Source organism: Xanthomonas sp. NCPPB 2250 (assembly GCF_056725265.1).
In genome coordinates this window covers 471,666-491,249 of the sequence record NZ_CM161520.1, presented here as the reverse complement: position 1 = coordinate 491,249, position 19,584 = coordinate 471,666, and the positions used below count along the sequence as shown (strand labels likewise).

The following is a 19,584-nucleotide window of genomic DNA, read 5'->3' as shown; positions in this document are numbered from 1 at the left end:
CGTCCCCCATGCTTACTTGCAGCGCCGTACCCTCACCCCAACCCCTCTCCCGAGGGGAGAGGGGCTTAACGCTCACCGCGCCATGCGCGGCGTTGGCGCGGGTTGTGCGAACTCAGCCCAGCGGTTCGTCCGACAGGTAGGTGTAGCCGGTCAGGCCGGCCTCGAGCGCGTCGGCCAGTTCCGTGGCCTGCGCGGCCGGCAACTGCGCGGCGGCCACGCGTTCGGCGTAGGCGGCGCGCAGGTCGTCCAGGCGGTAGCCGACGTAGTCCAGCATCACGTCGGTGGTGTCGCCGCGGCGCTGCTGGGCGATGCGGTAACCGTCGCCGTCCACCGCCACTTCCACCGCGTCGGTGTCGCCGAACAGGTTGTGGATGTCACCCAGAATTTCCTGGTAGGCGCCGACCAGGAAGAAGCCGATGCGGTAGCTCTCGCCCGGACGCAGCGCGTGCAGCGGCAGCGAGCTGTCCAGGCTTTCGTTCTCGACGTAGGTCTTGACCATGCCGTCGGAATCGCAGGTCATGTCGCAGACCACGCCGCGCCGCGCCGGCGCCTCGTTCAGGCGCTCGATCGGCACGATCGGGAACACCTGGTCGATCGCCCACACGTCGGGAATCGATTCGAACACGCTGAAGTTGACGAAGTACTTGTCGACCAGGCGCTCGTTGAGTTCGTCCAGCACCGGACGATGACTCTTTTCCTCATGGCTCAGCCGCGCCCGCACGCCATGGGCGATGGCGTAGAACAGGTCGTCGATGCGCGCGCGATGGGTCAGGTCGATCTGGCCCAGGGCGTAGCCGCTGAGGCCTTCGGCGTGGAAGTGCTGCGCTTCCTGGAACAGTTCCACCGCCGGGCGCTGGTCCAGTTCGGCATGGATCTCGCGCAGGTGGCGGATCGCCGCCGGTTCGTCGTTGTGCGCGTCGGGCACGCGGCCTTCCGGCGCCTGCTCCACTTCGGACACGTTGGCGATCAGCACGGCGTGGTGCGCGGTCATCGCGCGCCCGCACTCGGTGACGATGCGCGGCGGCGGCAGGCCGTGCTCTTCGCAGGCGCTGGCCAGCGGCTGCACGATGTTGCTGGCGTAGGAGTGCAGGCCGTAGTTGATCGAGCAATAGCTGCGCGAGCGGGTGCCTTCGTAGTCGATGCCCAGGCCGCCGCCGACGTCGACGTGGCTGATCTGCGCGCCCAGCTTGGACAGCTCGACGAAATAGCGGGTGGCCTCGCGCATGCCGTTGGCGATGTCGCGCACGTTGGAGATCTGCGAGCCCATGTGGAAGTGCAGCAGGTTCAGCGCGTCGGCGTATTCGGTGTCGCGCAGCGTCTTCCACAGGTCCAGCACCTGCCGCGGCGACAGCCCGAACTTGGCCTTGTCGCCACCGCTGTTCTGCCACTTGCCCGCGCCCAGCGAGGCCAGGCGCATGCGCACGCCCAGGCCCGGCTTCACGTCCAGCGCGCGCGCCTCCTCCAGCACCAGCTTCAGCTCCGACGGCTTCTCGATGACGATGAAGGTCTGCAGGCCGAGCTTGCGCCCGATCAACGCCAGGCGGATGTACTCGCGGTCCTTGTAGCCGTTGCAGACGATCAGCCCGCCCGGCCGCGACAGCGCCAGCACCGCCATCAGTTCCGGCTTGCTGCCCGCCTCCAGGCCGAAGCCCTCGCCCTGGTGGCTGGCCAGGGTGCCGGCCACGCCGCGGTGCTGGTTGACCTTGATCGGGTACACGGCGGTGTAGCCGCCGGTGTAGTCCCAGTCGGCCTGGGCCTGGGCGAAGGCGGCCTGCAGCTTGCCCAGGCGCTCGCCGAGGATGTCCGGGAAGCGCACCAGCATCGGCAGCTTGGCGCCGGCCGCGCGCGCGGCGTCCACCACCTCCGGCAGCGCGATCGCCACGCCGTCGGCGCCCTGCGGCCGCACCACCACCCGGCCGGCCGCGTCCACGTCGAAGTACCCGTCGGCCCAGTGCGGGATCGAGTAGGTCTTGCGGGCTTGGTCGAGGGACCAATCGCTCATCGTGGCGGCTCGGCTGACGGAAAAAGGGCGTGGATTGTAACCCCTGCTACGCGTGGGGTCCGTTACAATCCGCGCCGTTCCGACGCTCTCGGCTCCTGGTGGAGCCGGGCCGGGTTCGCGGGTGCCTGGCGTGGCTTGAGTGCGCGGGGCCGCGTCCGGAGGGCACGGCGACAGCATCGGGTAGCTCGGCTGCACGAGGCTACGCCCGACCCTCATCCGGAGAGGGTGCGGTAACGGCATCGCATGGCTTGGCTGCACGAGGCTGCGCCCGACCCTCATCCGGCGCTTCGCGCCACCTTCTCCCGGGGGGAGAAGGGACTGCTGCATTCTTTTTGCTTTCCTAGGACATTCCATGAGCGCCAACGAAAACTGGTACATCGAACACTTCCAGCCCACCGGCTCGGCCATCGGCTACCGCATCACCGGCAAGCTGGACGAGGTGCAGTCGCCGTTCCAGAAGATCGAGATCTACGACACCACCGACTGGGGCAAGTTGATGGTGATCGACGGCGCGGTGATGCTGACCACGCGCGACAACTTCTTCTACCACGAGATGATCAGCCACCCGGCGCTGTTCACCCACGCCGCGCCCAAGCGCGTGGTGATCATCGGCGGCGGCGACTGCGGCACCCTGCGCGAAGTGCTCAAGCACCCGGGCGTGGAAAGCGCCACCCAGTGTGACATCGACGAGCAGGTCACGCGCATGGCCGAGAAGTACTTCCCGGAGCTGTGCGACTCCAACGGCGACCCGCGCGCCGAGTTGCTGTTCGACGACGGCGTGGCCTACATGGCCAACTGCCCGGCCGGCAGCGTGGACATCGTCATCGTCGACTCCACCGACCCGGTCGGCCCGGCCGAAGGCCTGTTCAACAAGGCCTTCTACGAGAGCTGCTTCAAGGCGCTGAAGGACGACGGCATCCTGGTACAGCAGTCCGAATCGCCGCTGGCGCTGCTGGACCTGATCAAGGAAATGCGCGCGGAGATGGGCAAGGCCGGCTTCGCCAGCTTCCACACCGTGCCGTTCCCGCAGCCGTGCTATCCGACCGGCTGGTGGAGCGTGACCATGGCGCGCAAGCAAGGCGGCTTCGACTTCCGCCAGGACGACGCCGCGGCCAAGCCGTTCGCCACCCGCTACTACAGCGCGCACCTGCACACCGCCACCCAGGTGCTGCCGCCGTTCGTGGCCGAGGCGCTGGGCGGCTAAGGCGCCGTCCTCCATCGGCATCGGCGCGCGCCTGATGTGCGCCGATGCCGCGGAGTGCTGCCGGGGCCCTCGGCAAGGCCGGCCCCCAATGCGTGCGCATTCGAATCGACAGGCGCGCTGCATCGCGCATGGCATCGCCTCGCCGGTTGCCGCGATCGCGCGCTGTAGGCGCCAAACGATGCCGTACGCCATGGCCCGCGCGTGCGACGATGCGCCGGCCTCCATCGCACAAACCGCGAGCCTGCCATGCGCTCCCAGACGACGTCGCCGTGGACCCTGTGCGCGCTGGCCGCGATCGGCTTCGTCGTCGCCTGCGTCGCCCACGAAGCGGTGGGCCATGGCCTGGCCTGCCTGGGCAGCGGCGGCACCGTCCGCTGGCTCACGTCGGTGTACTTCCGCTGCCAGCCTGGGCGCCCCTTCGTCGATGCTGCCGGCCCGCTGGCGAATCTATGCGTGGCCGCAGCCTGCATCCTGGCGGCACGCCGCCGTCGCGCGGACACGCCGCGCCTGGCGCTCGCGCTGATCGCCGCCTTCAACGGAATGTGGGGCGCCGGCTATCTGCTGTTCTCCGCGGTCACCAATGACGGGGACCTCGCCTTCGTCCTGCGCGACCTCGCCCTGCAGCCGGCCTGGGCCTGGCAGCTGGGGATGGGACTGGCCGGCGCCTGGCTGTATCTGCAGGTGCTGCGCGCCATTGCCCCGTGGCTGCCGAAAGGCAGGCCAATGCTGGCGGCCTACGCCAGTGCCGGCGCGGTGGCCTGCGTGAGCGTGCTGTTCCATGCCGGGCCGGTGCTGCCGGCATTGCGCGAGGCGGCGCAGGAAGGCCTGTTGGCACCGATCGGCCTGGTGGTCATCGCGCTGTCGCGCCGGTCGCGCGCGCCACTGCCGCTACCGTCCAGCCACGCCACGGTCGCGGTGGCGGTGCTGGTGGCGGCGGCGTTCTGGCTCACCCTCGGCCGCGGCTACGGCGGCGTCTGAGTCGGCGCCTGGCGCAGCGTGGCGGCCTATCCGGCTGGCCCGCCATGCCTGAAGGGGCGGCTTCAGCCGCGACAGGCTCTATCGGGAACGCCCATCGCGGCTGAAGCCGCTCCTGCACGACACCATCCATGCCACGCCGCTGCAGGCGCGGTGACTGCGTTACAGCGCGTCCGCGTCCAGTTCGCCGGTGCGGATCCGCACCACCGTGCCCAGGTCGTAGACGAACACCTTGCCGTCGCCGATCTTGCCGGTGGCGGCGGCCTTGACGATGGCCTCGACCACGCGCTCGACCTGGTCCTCGCTGACCGCCACTTCCAGCTTCACCTTGGGCAAAAAATCGACCACGTACTCGGCACCGCGGTACAGCTCGGTGTGGCCCTTCTGCCGGCCGAAGCCCTTGACCTCGGTGACGGTGATGCCGGCCACGCCCTGCGCGGCGAGCGCTTCGCGCACGTCGTCGAGCTTGAACGGCTTGATCACGGCCATGATCATCTTCATGCGGCGTTCTCCAATCACAATGGCCTCAGGATAGCGCGGTTGCGCGATCGGCGGCCGTCGGGTTCAATGGCCGCGCGCCCCCAACGCCGGAATTTTCCGACAGCGCGCCGCGTCCGATCCCGATGGTCCCGACCTTCCCGGTGCCGCACTCTGACGCCACCTGCCGGAGCACAGCCATGATCGACCTCAACCATCTCGACGACCTCGCCCGCCGCCTCAGCGATCTGGTGCCGCCGGGCCTGCGCCAATCCCGCGACGAACTGCAGAGCACCTTCAAGAGCGCACTGCAGGCCGGGCTGGGCAAGCTCGACCTGGTCACCCGCGAGGAATTCGAAGTGCAGCGTGCGGTGCTGCTGCGCACGCGCGAGAAGCTCGAAGCGCTGGAGCGCAGCGTCGCCGCGCTGGAAGCGGCGCGCAGCGGGCCCACGCCCAGCCCCAACGCCTGATCCACCCGCCACCATGAGCCTGGCGCTGGTGCACAGCCGTGCCCGCGCGGGGGTGCTTGCGCCTCCGGTTCGGGTCGAAGTCCATCTGTCCGGCGGCCTGCCGACGACGCAGATCGTCGGCCTGCCCGAGGCGGCGGTGCGCGAGTCGCGCGATCGCGTCCGCGCCGCCCTGCTTTGCGCGCAGTACGAATTCCCGGCACGGCGGATCACCGTCAACCTGGCCCCGGCCGACCTGCCCAAGGAAGGCGGGCGGTTCGACCTGCCGATCGCGCTGGGCATCCTCGCCGCCGCCGGCCAGCTCGACCCGCAGGTGCTCGGCCAGTACGAATTCCTCGGCGAACTGGCCTTGACCGGCGAATTGCGCCCGGTCGATGGCGTCCTGCCGGCCGCACTGGCCGCCGCCCAGGCCGGACGCACCCTGATCGTCCCGGCCGACAACGGCGCCGAGGCCGCGTTGGCGCAACACGTGCAGGCCTACACCGCACGCACCTTGCTGGAAGTCTGTGGATTGCTCAACGGCAGCAAGACCCTGCCCTCGGCCACCGCGCCGCCCACGGTCGCCGCGCCCTTTCCCGACCTGAGCGACGTGCGCGGCCAGGCGCAGGCGCGGCGCGCCCTGGAGATCGCCGCGGCCGGGCATCACCACCTCTTGCTGATCGGCAGCCCCGGCTGCGGCAAGACCCTGCTGGCCTCGCGCCTGCCCGGGATCCTGCCCGAGGCCAGCGAAGCCGAGGCCCTGGAGAGCGCGGCCATCGCCTCGGTCAGCGGCCGCGGCGTGGACCCGTCGCGCTGGCGGCAACGCCCCTACCGCGCACCGCACCACACCGCCAGCGCGGTGTCGCTGGTCGGCGGCGGCACCCATCCGCGCCCCGGAGAGATCTCGCTGGCGCACCATGGCGTGCTGTTCCTGGACGAACTGCCGGAATGGAACCGGCATGCGCTGGAAGTCCTGCGCGAACCGCTGGAATCGGGCCAGGTGACCGTGTCGCGCGCGGCGCGCAGCGCCGAGTTCCCTGCGCGCTTCCAGTTGGTCGCGGCGATGAATCCCTGCCCCTGCGGCTGGGCCGGCGACCCGAGCGGCCGCTGTCGCTGCAGCGAGGACGCGGTGCGGCGCTACCGCGCACGCATCTCCGGCCCGCTGCTGGACCGCATCGACCTGCACGTGGAAGTGCCGCGGCTGCCGCCGCAGGCGTTGCGCGCCGATGCGGCGCCCGGCGAGTCCAGTGCCGCCGTGCGCGAACGCGTGGAACAGGCGCGGCAACGCCAGCAGGCCCGCGCCGGCCGGCCCAACGGCCAGCTCGGCCATAGCGAGACCCTGCGCGACTGCCGCCTGCAACCGCGCGACGAGGCGCTGCTGGAACAGGCCATCGAGCGCCTGCGGCTGTCGGCACGCTCGCTGCATCGGATTCTGCGCGTGGCGCGCACCATCGCCGATCTGGATGCCAGCGACGCCATCGCCACTGCGCACCTGACCGAGGCCATCGCGTACCGGCAACTGGATCGTGGTGAGCCAACGGCGAGTGCCGTGGGTCCGACGCCACCCGGGGCACGCCGCCTGGTAGGTTGACGCCGAGCCGCAGCCGGCGTGCGCCGCATCCAGTCTGCACCCAGTCATGCCCGCTGAGCGCAGCACTCTGCCGTACGCGCTCAGCTCCTCGCCGCAGCGTCCACCCACTCGGCGATCAAGGCATTGCACCGCCTCGCATGGGTAAAGGTCATGCCGTGCGACGCCCCGCCCAGCACCTCATGGCGTGCATGCGGCAGCCAGGCCGCCAGCGCGGCGGCGTTGTCGCGGTACTGGCCCGGGCTGCGTTCGCCGGCGACCAGCAACACCGGCATCGCCAGCGTGGCTGCCTGCTCGGGCCGGTACGCCGGCAGCACGTCGGCGATCTGCGGCACCAGGGTCTGCGCGTTGTCGCGCACCATCTGCCGGAAGCTTGCGCTGCTGCGCGCCCAGGCGCCGGGCTGGCTGACCGAATCGACGAAGCATTCCAGGCCGGCCTCCACCTGGCCACCTTGCAGCAACGCGATCGCCTGCCGGCGGACCGCCTGCACATCCGCCGGCAGGCCCTGCGGCTGCGGACCGCCCGGATCGAACAGGGTCAGGCTGGCGATGGCCTCCGGCCGCAACAGCGCCGCCTGCCAGGCCACGGCGGCGCCGCGGGAATGGCCGACCAGATGCACCGGCCGCGCTTCCTCGGCGATGAAGGCGGCGAGCTGCTGCGCATGCCAGCGCCAGCCGAACGCATGCCGCGACGCCGACGGCAGTCGCGGGTAGTACTGGCCCAGGCTCAGCGCGCTGAGCTGGAAGCGGTCGGCCAGGCCGCGCAGCTGCGGCGCCCAGTAGCGGTAGTCGCACAGGGCACCGTGCACCAGCAGCACCGGCGCGCCCTCGCCCACCCGCAGATAGGCCAGCGCGTCGTCCGCGCCGAGCCGGCGGACGGCGGGCTTGGGCAGGGGCGTGCGCGAACTGCTCGTCGCGATCATGCGTGCGACACCGCGACTACCGCCAGCGACGCCGACAGCCAGCGGCCAACAACGCCATCGCCGCGCAAGCAACACGCCGTTTGCGTCGAAAGGGAAGTGGGGAAGCGCTCGGCATCCCGATACGATAGCCGTATCGCCCCGGCGCGGCGACACTGCAGCGATGCGGTGGCGATGGGCGGCACGGCATCGCGATGGCCGCGCGGCACACGCACCGGAACGGCGGCGGCAGCCTCCCACCCACAAGGCTGCCAGAGCACACTCCCGCATGAGGGCTTGTGCGACGCAGGGTCGCGCTGTGTCGCACCCTGCATGCATCAGGCAATCACACCTGCAGAATGTGGCGCGTCCGCGGCGCGACGATGGCGAGGCGATGACCTTGATCTCACCGCAAGGGTGCTCCGCGCTTGCCACCATCGCACCGCGGACGCCGCTGCCTCCGCTTCAGGCGCATCACCCGCGCCGAGACGGTCGAACCCGGCCTGGCCTTTCCCCCGATCAGCCAGGCCGCCGGGACGCAGAGGCGGCAGCCGCCCCTGCGTCCCTCGCCACTCCGTCAGTCGACGAAGCTCAGCACCAGCGCGCGCACTTGCTGCACCGACACGCCTGCCTGCTGTTTCAGCGCGCCGAGCGCGTAGGCGCTGAGCGTTTCGCGGTCCATGCGTGCGGCCGAACGCGGCGCCACCACGTGGAGCGTGCCGTCCTCCAGCAGGGACAGGCGCAGCGTAGCGTTCTCGTCCGCATCGACGGCCACGCTGGTCTGGGCGCTGGCGCGAACGTTCTGCTGCAGGTTCGGCGCGGTCGGCGCGCTGCCGTCCAGCGGGTGCAGCGCCAGGCTGCTGCCCAGGTCTTCCACCCGCAGGCGGCCAAGCGCACGGCCTTCGCCGTCGAACACCGTCAGCACCGCCACTTCGGGCTGCGCCAGGGTCTCGCCACCGGTAGCGAGGCTCACGCCGGCACCGTTGCGCAGCACCTGCTCCATCGCCACATCGCCCGGGGCACCGCCGCGCTGGCCGGCACCCTGGCTTGCGGCGCCAGCACCGCCCTGGGCATCGGCGACGTTGCCTGCGCCGTTGCCACCGGCATTGGCGCCCGCCGAGCCGGTGGCACCGTCGGCCGCGGTGGTCCCGGTGCCCGTGCCGATCGCAGCGCCGGCAGGGCCGCCGGCACCGCCCGAACCACCGGCGCTACCGCCAAGGCCGCTGCCGCTGCCACCGGCGCCGGTCGGATCGAGCGAGGTTCCACCCAGCCGCGGTTGCGCCGATGCGCCCAATTCCCCCATCGCGCCGGCCGCTGCCGAAATCGCGCCCGCCGCCGTCAACGAATTGCCGTCGGCGATGCCGCCCGGCTGCGTGCCGTTGCCCCCCATGCTCGGCTGCGAGACCGCGTCCACCGCGTTGCGGCCCGGCAGGTCCTCGATGCCGGCGACGGTCTGCTGACGCGCGTCGGTCAGGCGGTAGTTGCCCGCGTCGGCACCGCTCAGAGCCAGTGCGATCTGCACCGTCTTGCCCGCCGCGGCCGAGGCATTGTCGTACTGACCGCGACCCTGCAGCGCGACCTCGTCGCCAGCGACTACGCCACGCAGCGGCGGCAGTACCAGCACCGCGTCGCTGCCGCCGTCGAAGCGCTTGTCCAGCACGGCCACATTGCCGACGGTCAGTTCCTTCGCCGCCACGTCGCCGCGCGACTGCAGGCTGGTGTTGACCAGGCGATAGTTGCCGGCGTCACCTCCACGCAGGCCCGCGGTCACGTCCACGCGCTTGCCGGTGCCGGCGTTCTTGGTGTCGTAAAGGCCCTGCAAGATCAACGCCACGTCGTCCCCACCAACCGTGCCGACCAGGCCGCTGCTCCCGACGTTGGCGGTACGGTTGCCGTCGTACACCTTGGTCATCACGCTCAGCGTGCCGGCGTCGATCGTCTTGGGCGTGATGTCGCCACTGGACTGCAGGCGCGTCGCGAGCAGCTGGTAGTTGCCGGCGTCGCCACCGCGCAAGCCCGCCGTCACGTCCACCCGCTTGCCGGTGCCGGCGTTCTTGTCGTCGTACTGGCCCTGCAGGACCAGTGCCACGTCGTCCCCGCTCAGCGTGCCGACCGGGCCGTTGCTGCCGACGTTGGCGGTGCGGTTGCCGTCGTACACCTTGGCCGTCACGCTCAGCGTGCCGACGTCGATCGTCTTGGGCGTGATCGAGGCGGTGCTGCCGCGCGGCGTAGAGGTGGCCACGTCCATGACGTAGTTGCCGGCATCGGTGCCGCCGAGTTGTGCGGCGACCACGACGCTCTTGTTGTCGCCGACGTTCTTGTCGACGAACGCGGCCTGGGTGGCGACGGACACATCGTCGCCGACGACGGCATTGCCGAGCGTGGCGTTGCGCACCTGCGCGCCGATTCCGCCGTCGTACACCTTGCCGGCGATGTCGACCGCCACCGTCAGCGTGCGCTTGGCGATGTCGGCATAGGCCGTGCTGTCGACCAGGTAGTTGCCTGCATCGTTGCCGCCGAGCGCGATGCCGGAGACAGTGACCTGCTTGTTGACGCCGGCGCGCTTGTCGGCGAACACCGCGCCGGATGCACCGGCGAAGCGCACGTCGTCGCCGCTCACCACACCGCTCAGGGTCGCCGACCCCAGGCTGGCGGTGGTGGTGCCGTCATAGACCTTGCCCTGGATCGAGCCGCCCCCCAGCTGCAGCGTCTTCTGGCTGATAGTACCGATGTTGGCACTGGCGCTGGTACTGGCCAGACCGTAGCCGTACACGCGCACCGCGCCGTTGCCGGCGTGGTCCACGCTCAGGCCGTCGACGGTGACCGCCTTGCCGTGGCCGACGTTCTTGCTGTCGTAGTGCGCGGCGGCGCCGGTGACGACGACCGTATCGCCGTCGATCGCACCGCTGCTGGCCGTGTAGCCGATCCCGCCCAGTGCGGCAGCGGCATTGCCGTCATAGGTCTTGCTGGCTGCGCCGGTGAGGGCGACGGCAACGGTCGGGGCGACGCGGTACAGGAAGCCACTGCCCGCATCCAGCACGGTGCTGCCGGTGCCGGCGTTGTACTGCTTGAACTGCGGCGCCAGACCGCCGCGGGTGTCGTTGAGCGGCGAGGTGGAATACACCAGCCAGCGCCCGTTGCCGGTGCTCACCGCACTGCTGCCGGCCTGGTTGATGAAGTTGCGGCCGGCCGCCAGCAACACGCCGGTCTGTTGTTGTGCGACATTGCCCGCGCTCACCGCCTGTTGCAGCGTCAGGTCAGCGCTGGCACCGGTCAGGCGCAGGTCCACCGCACCGGTGGAGGTGATGCCGGCGAGGCCATCGACACTGCCGACCAGCAGGCTGCCGTTGTTGCGGAAGGTCAGGTTGCCGCTCTGCGCCGCGATCGCGTTCACCAGGGTACTGGCGGAGGTCAGCGACACCGTGCCGCTGGAGCGCAGCGCCAGTGCCGCGGCGGTCAGCGCGCCGCTGCCCTGGATGCCGGTGCCGGCGACGTCGTTGAGCGACAGCGTCTGCGCGGCGCTGATGCCGTGGTTCAGGGTCAGGCCGCCCTGCGCGGCGCTGAGATAGAGGCTGCCGCCGCTCACGCCGACGTCGTCGGTCTGCTGCAGGCGGCGCGCCTGCACCTGCATGCGGTTGCCGACGGTGACGTTGAATGCCCCCATCGTCACGTCGTTGCCCGCCGCATCCACGCGCAGCGTGTTCACCCCGTTGAAGCGCGACAGCGTGCCGCCGCTCAGGACCGTACTGCTGCCGCCGAACGCGAACGGGTTGCCGCCGGACACGGCGAAGGCCACGGTGGCCGCCGCATGGTTGCTCAGCACGGCGCTGGCGGCATCGAAGCCGGTACCGGCGGTGGCGGCGAGGGTGGCGGCGCTGTTGTTGACGTTGATCGCGCTGTTCAGCCCCAACGTGCCGGTCGCGGTCAGCCCGACCGTCCCGGTGGTGCCGGCGCGCACGTTCAGGCCGGTCAGCGTGTCCGCCGCACCCAAGCCCCAGTTGGCGCTGGCACTGGTGACCTGGCTGGCCCCGCCCACGTCCAGGGCCAGGGTGGTGAAGTCGAAGGTGCTGTCGCTGAGCGTGGCCCCGGCGCCGGCGGTGACCGCCAGCTTGGCCGCGGACACGCCGCCATTGACGCCGAGCACACGCTGCCCGCTCTTCAGGCTCACGGTGCTGGCGCCGGTGACGATGTCGCTGTCGAACACCAGATCGCCGCCATCGCTGCGCCCCACCTCCAGCGTCGCCGCGTTGACCTGGCCGATCGACGCATTGCTCAGCCCGGTGCCCAGGTGCAGGGCGTTGGCCGCGGTCATCTGCCGGATCGTGACCTTGCCGTTGCCGCCATTGGCGGTGACATGCTGGCTGAGGTTGATGGTGTCGCCGGTCAGGATCACGTCGCCGGTGCTGTTGCTGAGGCTGCCGGCGGTGATGTCCAGGGTCTTGTCGAGCAACTCGAAGCTGCCGCTGGCATTGAAGTTGTAGTTGCCGGAGACGCTGATGGTGCCGGTGCCGTCGGCGCGGCCGATGGTCAGGTTGCGGATGCCCGGCAACTTGTTCAGCGTCGCCGCCGAGGCGAAGCCGTTGGCGTCGCCCAGCACCATGTTGACCGAAGGGTCGTACGGCTCCAAGCGCATCGACGCCGTGCTGAGGTTGTTGAGGGTCGACGAGCCCCAGTCGATCTTGTTGGCGCGCAGCACCAGCACGCCGCTGCCGGTATCGAGATTGACCGGTACGTTGCCGAACACGATGTTGCCGTTGGTGTAGATGCTCGCGTTGCCCTTCATGGTGAACGCGGTATCGATGTTGAAGTCCCCACTGGCGTCGATCAGGCCGTTGAGGATTTTTTCGCCGCTGGTGTAGCTGCCGTCGGCCTTGAACAGCACGCGCCCGGCACCGAGCGTCATGTTGGAGTTCAGTGTCACCGCACCCTGGCCGGTGGACAGGTAGACGTTGCCGCCATTGCTGAAGATCGGCGAGTTCAGGGTCAGGTCGCCACCGCCCATGTCGTCCGAGTCGCCCCAGATGCGCACATAGCCGCCGTTGGTGGTCAGCGCGCCGCTGACCGAGATGCCGTCGGCGCCGTACAGGGTGATCGAGCCGGCGCCCGGGGTACCGTTGCCGTTCTGGGTGACGTCGTGGGTCGGCAGCGTGCCGGGATTGGTGCCGGGGCCATGTGCGATCAGGTTGCCGATGCTGCTCAGGAAGCCGGTGTTGGTGCGTCCGCTCTGCATGTAGATGCTGCCGGTCCCGAACACTTCCACCGTATTGGTCGGATTGGCGAAGCTGATGGTGCCGTTGGTGTTCTCCAGACGCAGGCTGACATTGTTGGCCATGCTCAGGCGGCCATTGCCGCCGTTCAGCGACAGGTCGCCGAAGGTGATGCCATTGTCGGCCACCAGCATCACGTTGGCGTTCTGCGCCTGCAGGTCCTGCACGTAGACGGTACTGCCGGTGAGGCTGCCGGTGCCGGCGCCGGCCTGAATGGTGATGGTATTCGGATCGAGCAGCAGGTCGCCCATCGCGCCGTTGGCCGCGCTGGCATCGGTGCGGCCGCTGTAGGCGAGTTGCTGCTTGCCGGAGACTTCGGCGCGGCCGCCGTTGCCGCCCTGCGCGCCACCGCGCACGGCGATGCTGCCGGCGAACCGGGTGTCGCCGTCGGACCAGACCACCGCTTCGCCGCCGTTGCCGCTGCTGCCGGCGCTGGCGTCGAGCGCGATGCTGGCATCGGCCTCCACCTGGGTGGCGTTACGCAACGCCGGGTCGTGCCCCTGCCAACCGCCGCCGACGTGGATGGCGCCACCGCCGGTCGCGCCGCTGGCGTCCAGGCGCGCGCCGCCGTCCAGGCGCAACTGCTGGCCGAGCACGTCGATGCGGCCGCCCTGGCCGGTCGCCGAACTGGCGTCGAGACGGCCGCCGACGTGGACCTGGCCGGCGTCGCCGCCGTCGAGCAGGATGCGCCCGCCATGCGCGCCCAGCGAGGTCGCTTCGACCACGCCATCCATGTTGATGACGCTGGAGCGCAGCGCGCTGGCGCCGGCGGCGCTGAGCACCACGTTGTTGCCGCGGATGGTGCCGCTCTGCGCCAGTTCCGCCTTCAGCGCGTCCTGGGCGACCGCCAGCGACAGCAGGCCGTCGCTGCCGAAGTCCACCGCAACGCGATCGCCTGCGGCCAGGCCGACCTGGCCCGCCGCGATGCTGCCGGTGTTGCTCACCGCCGGCGCCAGCAATGCCACCACGCCGCCGTTGGCGCGGATCGCGCCCTCGTTGCGCACCGCGCCGGCCGCACCGCTGGCGACGAAGCGCGCGTGTCCGCCCAGGAAGTCGCTGTCGCTGATGCCAAGCGAGCTGACCAGCAGCCCGCCCACGTCCACCTGCGCGCCCTTGCCGAAGTACACGCCGTTGGGATTGACCAGCCAGACCTGGCCGTTGCCGCTCAGTTCGCCCAGCACCTGGCTGGGCGTACCACCGAGCACGCGGTTCAGCGCGATGGCGGTGCTGTCGGGCTGCTCGAAGCGCACGCTGGCCTGGTTGCCGATGTCGAAGCTGTTCCAGTTCAGGATCAGCCGCTGGCTGTCCTGATGCACGGTCAGGTTGGCGCCGTGCTGGTCCAGGTGCGCATTGCCGGCGGCGATCTGCGCGCCGTCGGGCAATGCGCCAGGATCCACGGCATAGGCAGACAGCGGCACGCTGCCGATGGCGATCGCGGCGGCGGCAGCGCGCACCACGGTGCCGCTGCGCTTGCCGCGGCGGCGGGAAATCTCGGCGGCGACCACGTAGGCGCCACGCAGTTCGTCCCAGATCAAACGGTAGATGTGATTCATGCGAATCGTCCTCAGAAGGCGTGGAGTGGCGGCGTCAGAAGCGCAGGCTGGCCTGCAGCCACAGGTAGTGGTCGTCGCGCAGGCCGTCGGCGTTCAGGCCAGCGGCGCTGCGGCCGGGGTTGTCGCCCAGCCGGTGCGCCCAGGCACCGCGCAGCGACCAGCGCTCGCCTTGCAGGTTCAGGCCGATACCAGCGCTGGACAGGTCGTACGCATTGCCCGACCACGGCATCACCGATCCCGCCCACGGATCGATGTGCTGGCGCACGTGGCCGTGATCGGCGAACAACAGCGCCTGCGCACGCACGTGCCTGGCGACGAGAAAATCGCGGCGCAGCTCGGCATTGACCAGCCAGCCGTTGTCGCCGCTGCCTTCGCCGACCGCATGCCCGCGCACCCCGGACGGGCCGCCGAGCAGGAACTTCTCCGACGAATCCAGGTTCTTGCTGGCGAACTGACCATTGGCACCCACGTACAGGCCCCAGTTGCTCAAGCCGCCCAGGCTCTGATTGCGCTCCACGCGCCAGACCAGCTTGTTGTAGCTGCCGCGGGTGCGCGCGCTCAGCCCGTCGGCGATACGGTCGGCCGCGTTGTCCAGATCCACGCGGCCTGCGACCCAGCCCAGGCTGGCGCCGAAGTAACCGCCGCCCCACCAACCGTCCCAGGCGTTGCCGCTGAGCATGGTGGTGAGCCGGTCCAGATTGCGCTCGCGCAGGACCTGGCCAAGCGCCTTGTCGACCAGCTCGCGACGCTCGGCGTCCATGCTGATCCACAGGCTGCGCTTGCGCGTGCGCAACAGCGGATAGCTGAGGCCGGCGCTGACGGTACGCGCGCTGCCGCGCAGGTCCAGCGGCTTGAACTCGGCACCAACCGCGTAGTGCATCGACGAGGCGGCGACGTTGGCGCGCAGACCCGACGGGGTCAGGCCGATGGCGTAGTTCAGACCCAGCAGATCAGTGCCGCTGCTGTGGCTGAGGTTCACGCCGAGCAGGTCCTCGTGCTCGAACGGCCGATTCACCGCGCCCCAGGCGCTGCTGCGCCACGCGCCGGTGTAGCGGTTGGCGAAGTTGTCCACGCTCGCGCCGCCGATCCACGCCGGCGCACTATCGGCACGGATCAGCAGGCGGCTGCTGCCGGGCTCGACGCCCTTTTCCAGCGTCGCACGCGCGCTCACGCCTGGCACGTCGTTGATCAACAGCAGCGCGCGCTCCAACTGGTCGTTGCGCACCGGCCCTTCGGGCAAGGCCGCATCGGCGATGCCGGTCGCGCGGGCGCGCAGCGCGGCATCGTCGGACAGCACCTGCACGCGGCCGGGCGCGCTCTGCAGACGCCCGATCATGATCGCGATCTCCAGCTCGCCGTTGCTCAGGTCCTGCCGCGGCAGATAGGCGCGCGCCAACAGATAACCCTGCGCCTGCAGCGCGGCACTGACCCGCTGCGCCAGCGCCTGCAACTGCGCGTGGGTCAGCGACTTGCCCAGCGCATCGGCAACCACCGCCTGCAGCGCCTGCGTGTCGATCGCGCCCTCGGCTCCGCTGAAGCGGACGCGGTCGATGCGTGCGCTGAAACCGCCATCCGGCGCATCCGGCAACGGCGCCTGCAGCAACGCGGCGGCATCGTCGGCCGGCGGCTGCAGCCGTTCCTGGCGCTGCTGCTGGTTGAGCAGCGAACCCGCGTCCGGCGGCGCCGTCTGCGCAAGAGCCAAATTGACAGCGAGTGGCAACGAGCCGAGGCCAAGAAGCTTGGCCAGCCGCGTGGTATTCATGCAATGTCCCCGTGTGGTGCGCAGAACGCGCCCTTGTTGATCGGCGCCATTCTGGAGATCACGAGGGTGTGAAAACTTACGAGTTCTGACACGCCCGCGTAACGTCAGAAGACCGCATGCGCATCCCGCTCGCGCCGCAGAATTGCAGGCCTTTTCGGCGGATTTTTGGCGCACTCAAACGGTCGGCGGCCGGCACGTCACCGTCATCGGCGGCGGAATTCTGACGCGCATCGCCGGCGCCACAGCGTGCGCACACTCGATTGCGCAAGATCGCCATCGCACGCTCGCCTTACGGTGTGGCGCAGTCACTCCACGCGCACGGGCTCGGTCGTCAGGTAGCCGCGCGCGTGCTCGGTGCGGATCGGCAGTTCTTGGCGGCAGGCGTCGCGGCAGCGCCGACGCAGCCGGCTGATCAAGGTGTCGAGGCGACGCTGGTCGAAGGACATCCAGTCCCAGCCCAGCGCCTCGGCCACCTCGCGGCGGCCGGCCATCTCGCCGGCGCGCACGGCCAGCACCCGCAACAGCGCGAACTCGCGCGCGCTCAGTTCCAGACGCGCATCCTCCGGCGTGTACAGGCAGCATTCGCTGGCGACCAGACGCCAGCCGCGCGGCAGCCGTCGCAACAGTGCACGCACGTGCGCCGCCAGTTCCGCCAGGCGCACCGGCTTGACCAGATAGTGGTCGGCCCCGCTCTCCAGGCCGTGGATGCGGTCCTCGCTGGCACCGCGCGCGGTCAACATGATGATGCCGATGCCCGCGGAGGCGCTGCGCAGGCGCTCCACGATCTCCAGGCCATCGGCATCGGGGAGCCCGCGATCGAGGATCACCACGTCGAAGCGCAGCCCGGCACTTGCGGCGAAGAAGGCCGCGGCCGAGCCAGCGGATACCACGCGGTGTCCGGCGCCGACCAGATAACTCTGCAGTTCCTCGCACAGATCCACTTCGTCTTCGAGCAGACCGATCAATGCCATGTCAGCGTGCCTCCCCGGCGCGGCGGCGGTGCGCGACGCCATGCCGTGCGCCGCATGTGCGGTGCGTGCGCATGCTCACCGCCCCTCCGCGGCGACGGCCTGGGGCAGGCGCAGGCTGAAGGTCGCGCCGCGGCCGTCGCTGTCCAGGGTCAATTCGCCGCCCAATCGCAGGGCGATGCGCTTGACCAGGTACAGCCCCAGCCCCGCGCCGGCAGTGCCGCCGCTGCCGCTGCCGCGCGCGAACTTGCGGAAGATCCCGGTGTGCTCGTGCTGCGGAATGCCGGGACCCTGATCGGCGACGCCGAGGATCAGGGTCTGCGCCTCCGCCGTGGCCGTCAGCCGTACCGGTTGTCCCGGCCCGGAGTACTTCAGGGCGTTGCCCAACAGGTTGTCCAGGGCGATCCGCAGCAGGCCGCGGTCGCAATCCACCCGCAGCGGCGCCTGCGCCAGTTCGGCCCGCACGCGCTCGCGTGACGGATCGAGCGCGTCCAGCACCTCGTCGATGAGCGCGGGCAACGCAAACACCTCGCGCTTGAGCGCGCCTTCGTCCGAGAGCACCTGTTCATCGTCGAGGAAACGTTCGATCAACTCGGACATGCGCTCCACCGATCGCTGGATCTTCTCGATGCGGCGGCGTCCTGCCGGCTGCAGCGCGGTCTCCGTGTCCTGCAGCATCTGGCCACTGGCATGGATGATCGACAAGGGCGTGCGGAACTCGTGCGACAGCAACGTCACGAATTCGCGCTGCTCCTCGCGCAGCCGCTGCTCGGCGACCAGTGCCTGCCGCAATTGCGTCTTGCTCTCGCGCAGGCGCTGCTCGGTGGCCTGGCGCTGCACGATTTCCTCGGCCAGTTCGCGGGTGCGTTCGCGCACCTTGTGCTCCAGCGATGCCCCGGACTGCTGCGAGAGTTCCAGCGCCAGGGCCAATGCATCTTGGCGCTGCTTCTCCAGCGCGTAGAAGCGTTGCGCGAAACTGAAGGTCAGCAGCAATAGGTGCAGGGTCAGGCCCACCGCCAGCGGCGCGCCATTGCGCAGCCACGGCGTGTTCGGCAGCAGGCCAAGGTTGATCAGGAAGCCGCGGAAGAATGCGATGTACAGCACCAGGAACGCCACCAGGTACAGCTTGGCCATGGCCTGGCCGCGCCAGCTCAGGTAAGCCGCCACCAGCAGCAGCAACGGTACGCTGGCCAGGCTCAGCCCCTGCACGAACGGCATTACCGTGCCGAACCTGCCAAGCAGGAATCCGGTGCAGGCGACGCCGATCACCAGCCACACGAAGGTTTCGTAGGCGCGCGACAGCCGCGGGAAATGCGTGTGCAAAGCCATCAACCGCACGCTGAAGGACACGGCGATGGCCACGCTGAGCGCCAGCACCACGCCGAGTACGGTGTCGCCGCCATCGTGCGTGTCCAGACGAAAAAACGGGCCGACCAGGCCCCGGGTCTTGTACACGCTGTAGCCGCTGGTGGCGATGTAGGCGACATACCAGCGCACCGGCCCCACGCCGCTGCGTCGCCAGATGAAGGTGCCGGCCATGCACAGCGCGAGGATGAAGCCCAGGAAGATGCTGTCCTGGCTGGCGGACAAGGCCTCGTGGGCGAGCAGCGCCTGCGGCTCCCACAGTTTCAGCGCCACCGTCATCGCGTTGCGCTCGGTCAGGCGCAGGTAGACCTCCGGATAGCGTCCATCCGGCGCTTCCAACTGGAACACCGGCGTCCGCAGCAGGTAGGGGTACTCGCGCCGCGACACGTCCTCGCCGCGGCGCAGTTCGCGGAAGCCACCGCCCGGCTGCGGCACGTATAGGCGCACGGTATCGGCCAGCGGCGCGTCCACCTGCAACATCAGCACCCGAGGCAGGCCGGTCATGCGATCCAGGCGCAGGCGCAGCCAGACCGCATCAGGGATGTAGCCGAGGCTGAACTCCGGCGACGCCGGCTGCAGGTCGCCGCGCGCCGCCACCGCGTGCACGTCGAGCGTGCCGGCACGGTCGCGCAGCATCTGTACGTGCCCGTTCAGGGCAATGGAGCGGCGGCCCTGCTCGGAGACCGACTGGATTCCGCCGCACCCGCCAAGCAACAGGACGATCAGGAGCAACAGGGGCGTGAGCGTCGAGCGGCGGCGCATGAAGAACCCGGCGTTGTATCCGAACGTGTGCGTATGCAGGTGGCGGGCGTCACTGAAAGCACTGCGAGCGGCATCCCCATGCCGGCCCCGTGGCGGACACTACCCTGCCCGCTCCGAAATTCTACACAGGGAGACATGAAATGTGAAATTCATCAACATATTACATTGCGCAACACCTCGTTCCGTGCGTTCCGGCGCACGTCCCGTCTCCGAGCACGCACGCACTCATGCCACGCACCGCAGCCAGTACCACGCCTGGCGCCCTGCTCGGACACCGCGCAAGCGGCTCCAGCAGAGCACGCCGCGCACCATGCTT

The 19,584-nt window shown here is 69.9% G+C and carries 11 protein-coding genes; 4 read left to right on the top strand and 7 right to left on the bottom strand.

Annotated elements, in window-relative coordinates; genetic code table 11:
- Positions 1-112: 112 nt before the first annotated feature.
- Positions 113-2,002, bottom strand: a complete 1,890-nt coding sequence (gene speA / locus AC1PMG_RS02170) for an arginine decarboxylase (protein ID WP_481110499.1) — start codon at positions 2,000-2,002, stop codon at positions 113-115.
- Between the two features lie 352 nt (positions 2,003-2,354).
- On the opposite strand from speA, the gene speE reads away from it, so the two are divergent.
- Both speE and AC1PMG_RS02160 read left to right on the top strand, forming a co-directional pair.
- A complete protein-coding gene (gene speE, locus AC1PMG_RS02165; protein WP_481110498.1) occupies positions 2,355-3,206 on the top strand; it encodes a polyamine aminopropyltransferase in 852 nt (283 codons plus the stop codon).
- A gap of 246 nt (positions 3,207-3,452) precedes the next feature.
- Complete coding sequence (locus tag AC1PMG_RS02160) at positions 3,453-4,184, top strand: hypothetical protein (RefSeq protein WP_481110497.1); 732 nt, start codon at positions 3,453-3,455, stop codon at positions 4,182-4,184.
- A gap of 159 nt (positions 4,185-4,343) precedes the next feature.
- On the opposite strand, the gene AC1PMG_RS02155 is transcribed toward AC1PMG_RS02160, so the two are convergent.
- Entirely contained in the window at positions 4,344-4,682 is a 339-nt protein-coding gene (locus AC1PMG_RS02155; RefSeq protein ID WP_010341856.1) for a P-II family nitrogen regulator, read from the bottom strand.
- Between the two features lie 176 nt (positions 4,683-4,858).
- Here AC1PMG_RS02155 and ubiK point away from each other — a divergent pair, with 176 nt between their 5' ends.
- Positions 4,859-5,128 carry a ubiquinone biosynthesis accessory factor UbiK gene (gene ubiK, locus AC1PMG_RS02150; RefSeq protein ID WP_342074618.1) on the top strand — a complete coding sequence of 90 codons (270 nt, stop codon included), beginning with the start codon at positions 4,859-4,861 and terminating at the stop codon, positions 5,126-5,128.
- Between the two features lie 13 nt (positions 5,129-5,141).
- Positions 5,142-6,695 carry a YifB family Mg chelatase-like AAA ATPase gene (locus AC1PMG_RS02145; RefSeq protein ID WP_481110496.1) on the top strand — a complete coding sequence of 518 codons (1,554 nt, stop codon included), beginning with the start codon at positions 5,142-5,144 and terminating at the stop codon, positions 6,693-6,695.
- Positions 6,696-6,775: 80 nt separating this feature from the next.
- Here the strand turns inward: AC1PMG_RS02145 and AC1PMG_RS02140 are convergent, their stop codons facing one another.
- From AC1PMG_RS02140 to AC1PMG_RS02120, 5 genes are all read right to left on the bottom strand, one after another.
- Entirely contained in the window at positions 6,776-7,615 is an 840-nt protein-coding gene (locus AC1PMG_RS02140) for an alpha/beta fold hydrolase (RefSeq protein WP_481110495.1), read from the bottom strand.
- 553 nt (positions 7,616-8,168) lie between these two features.
- Positions 8,169-14,411 carry a YDG domain-containing protein gene (locus AC1PMG_RS02135; RefSeq protein WP_481110494.1) on the bottom strand — a complete coding sequence of 2,081 codons (6,243 nt, stop codon included), beginning with the start codon at positions 14,409-14,411 and terminating at the stop codon, positions 8,169-8,171.
- Positions 14,412-14,445: 34 nt separating this feature from the next.
- Entirely contained in the window at positions 14,446-16,173 is a 1,728-nt protein-coding gene (locus AC1PMG_RS02130; protein ID WP_481110493.1) for a ShlB/FhaC/HecB family hemolysin secretion/activation protein, read from the bottom strand.
- A gap of 305 nt (positions 16,174-16,478) precedes the next feature.
- On the bottom strand, positions 16,479-17,144 hold the full coding sequence (locus AC1PMG_RS02125; protein ID WP_481110492.1) for a response regulator transcription factor: 666 nt from the start codon (positions 17,142-17,144) through the stop codon (positions 16,479-16,481).
- A 75-nt stretch (positions 17,145-17,219) separates the two neighbouring features.
- A complete protein-coding gene (locus AC1PMG_RS02120) occupies positions 17,220-19,142 on the bottom strand; it encodes a sensor histidine kinase (RefSeq protein WP_481110491.1) in 1,923 nt (640 codons plus the stop codon).
- Positions 19,143-19,584 lie beyond the last annotated feature (442 nt).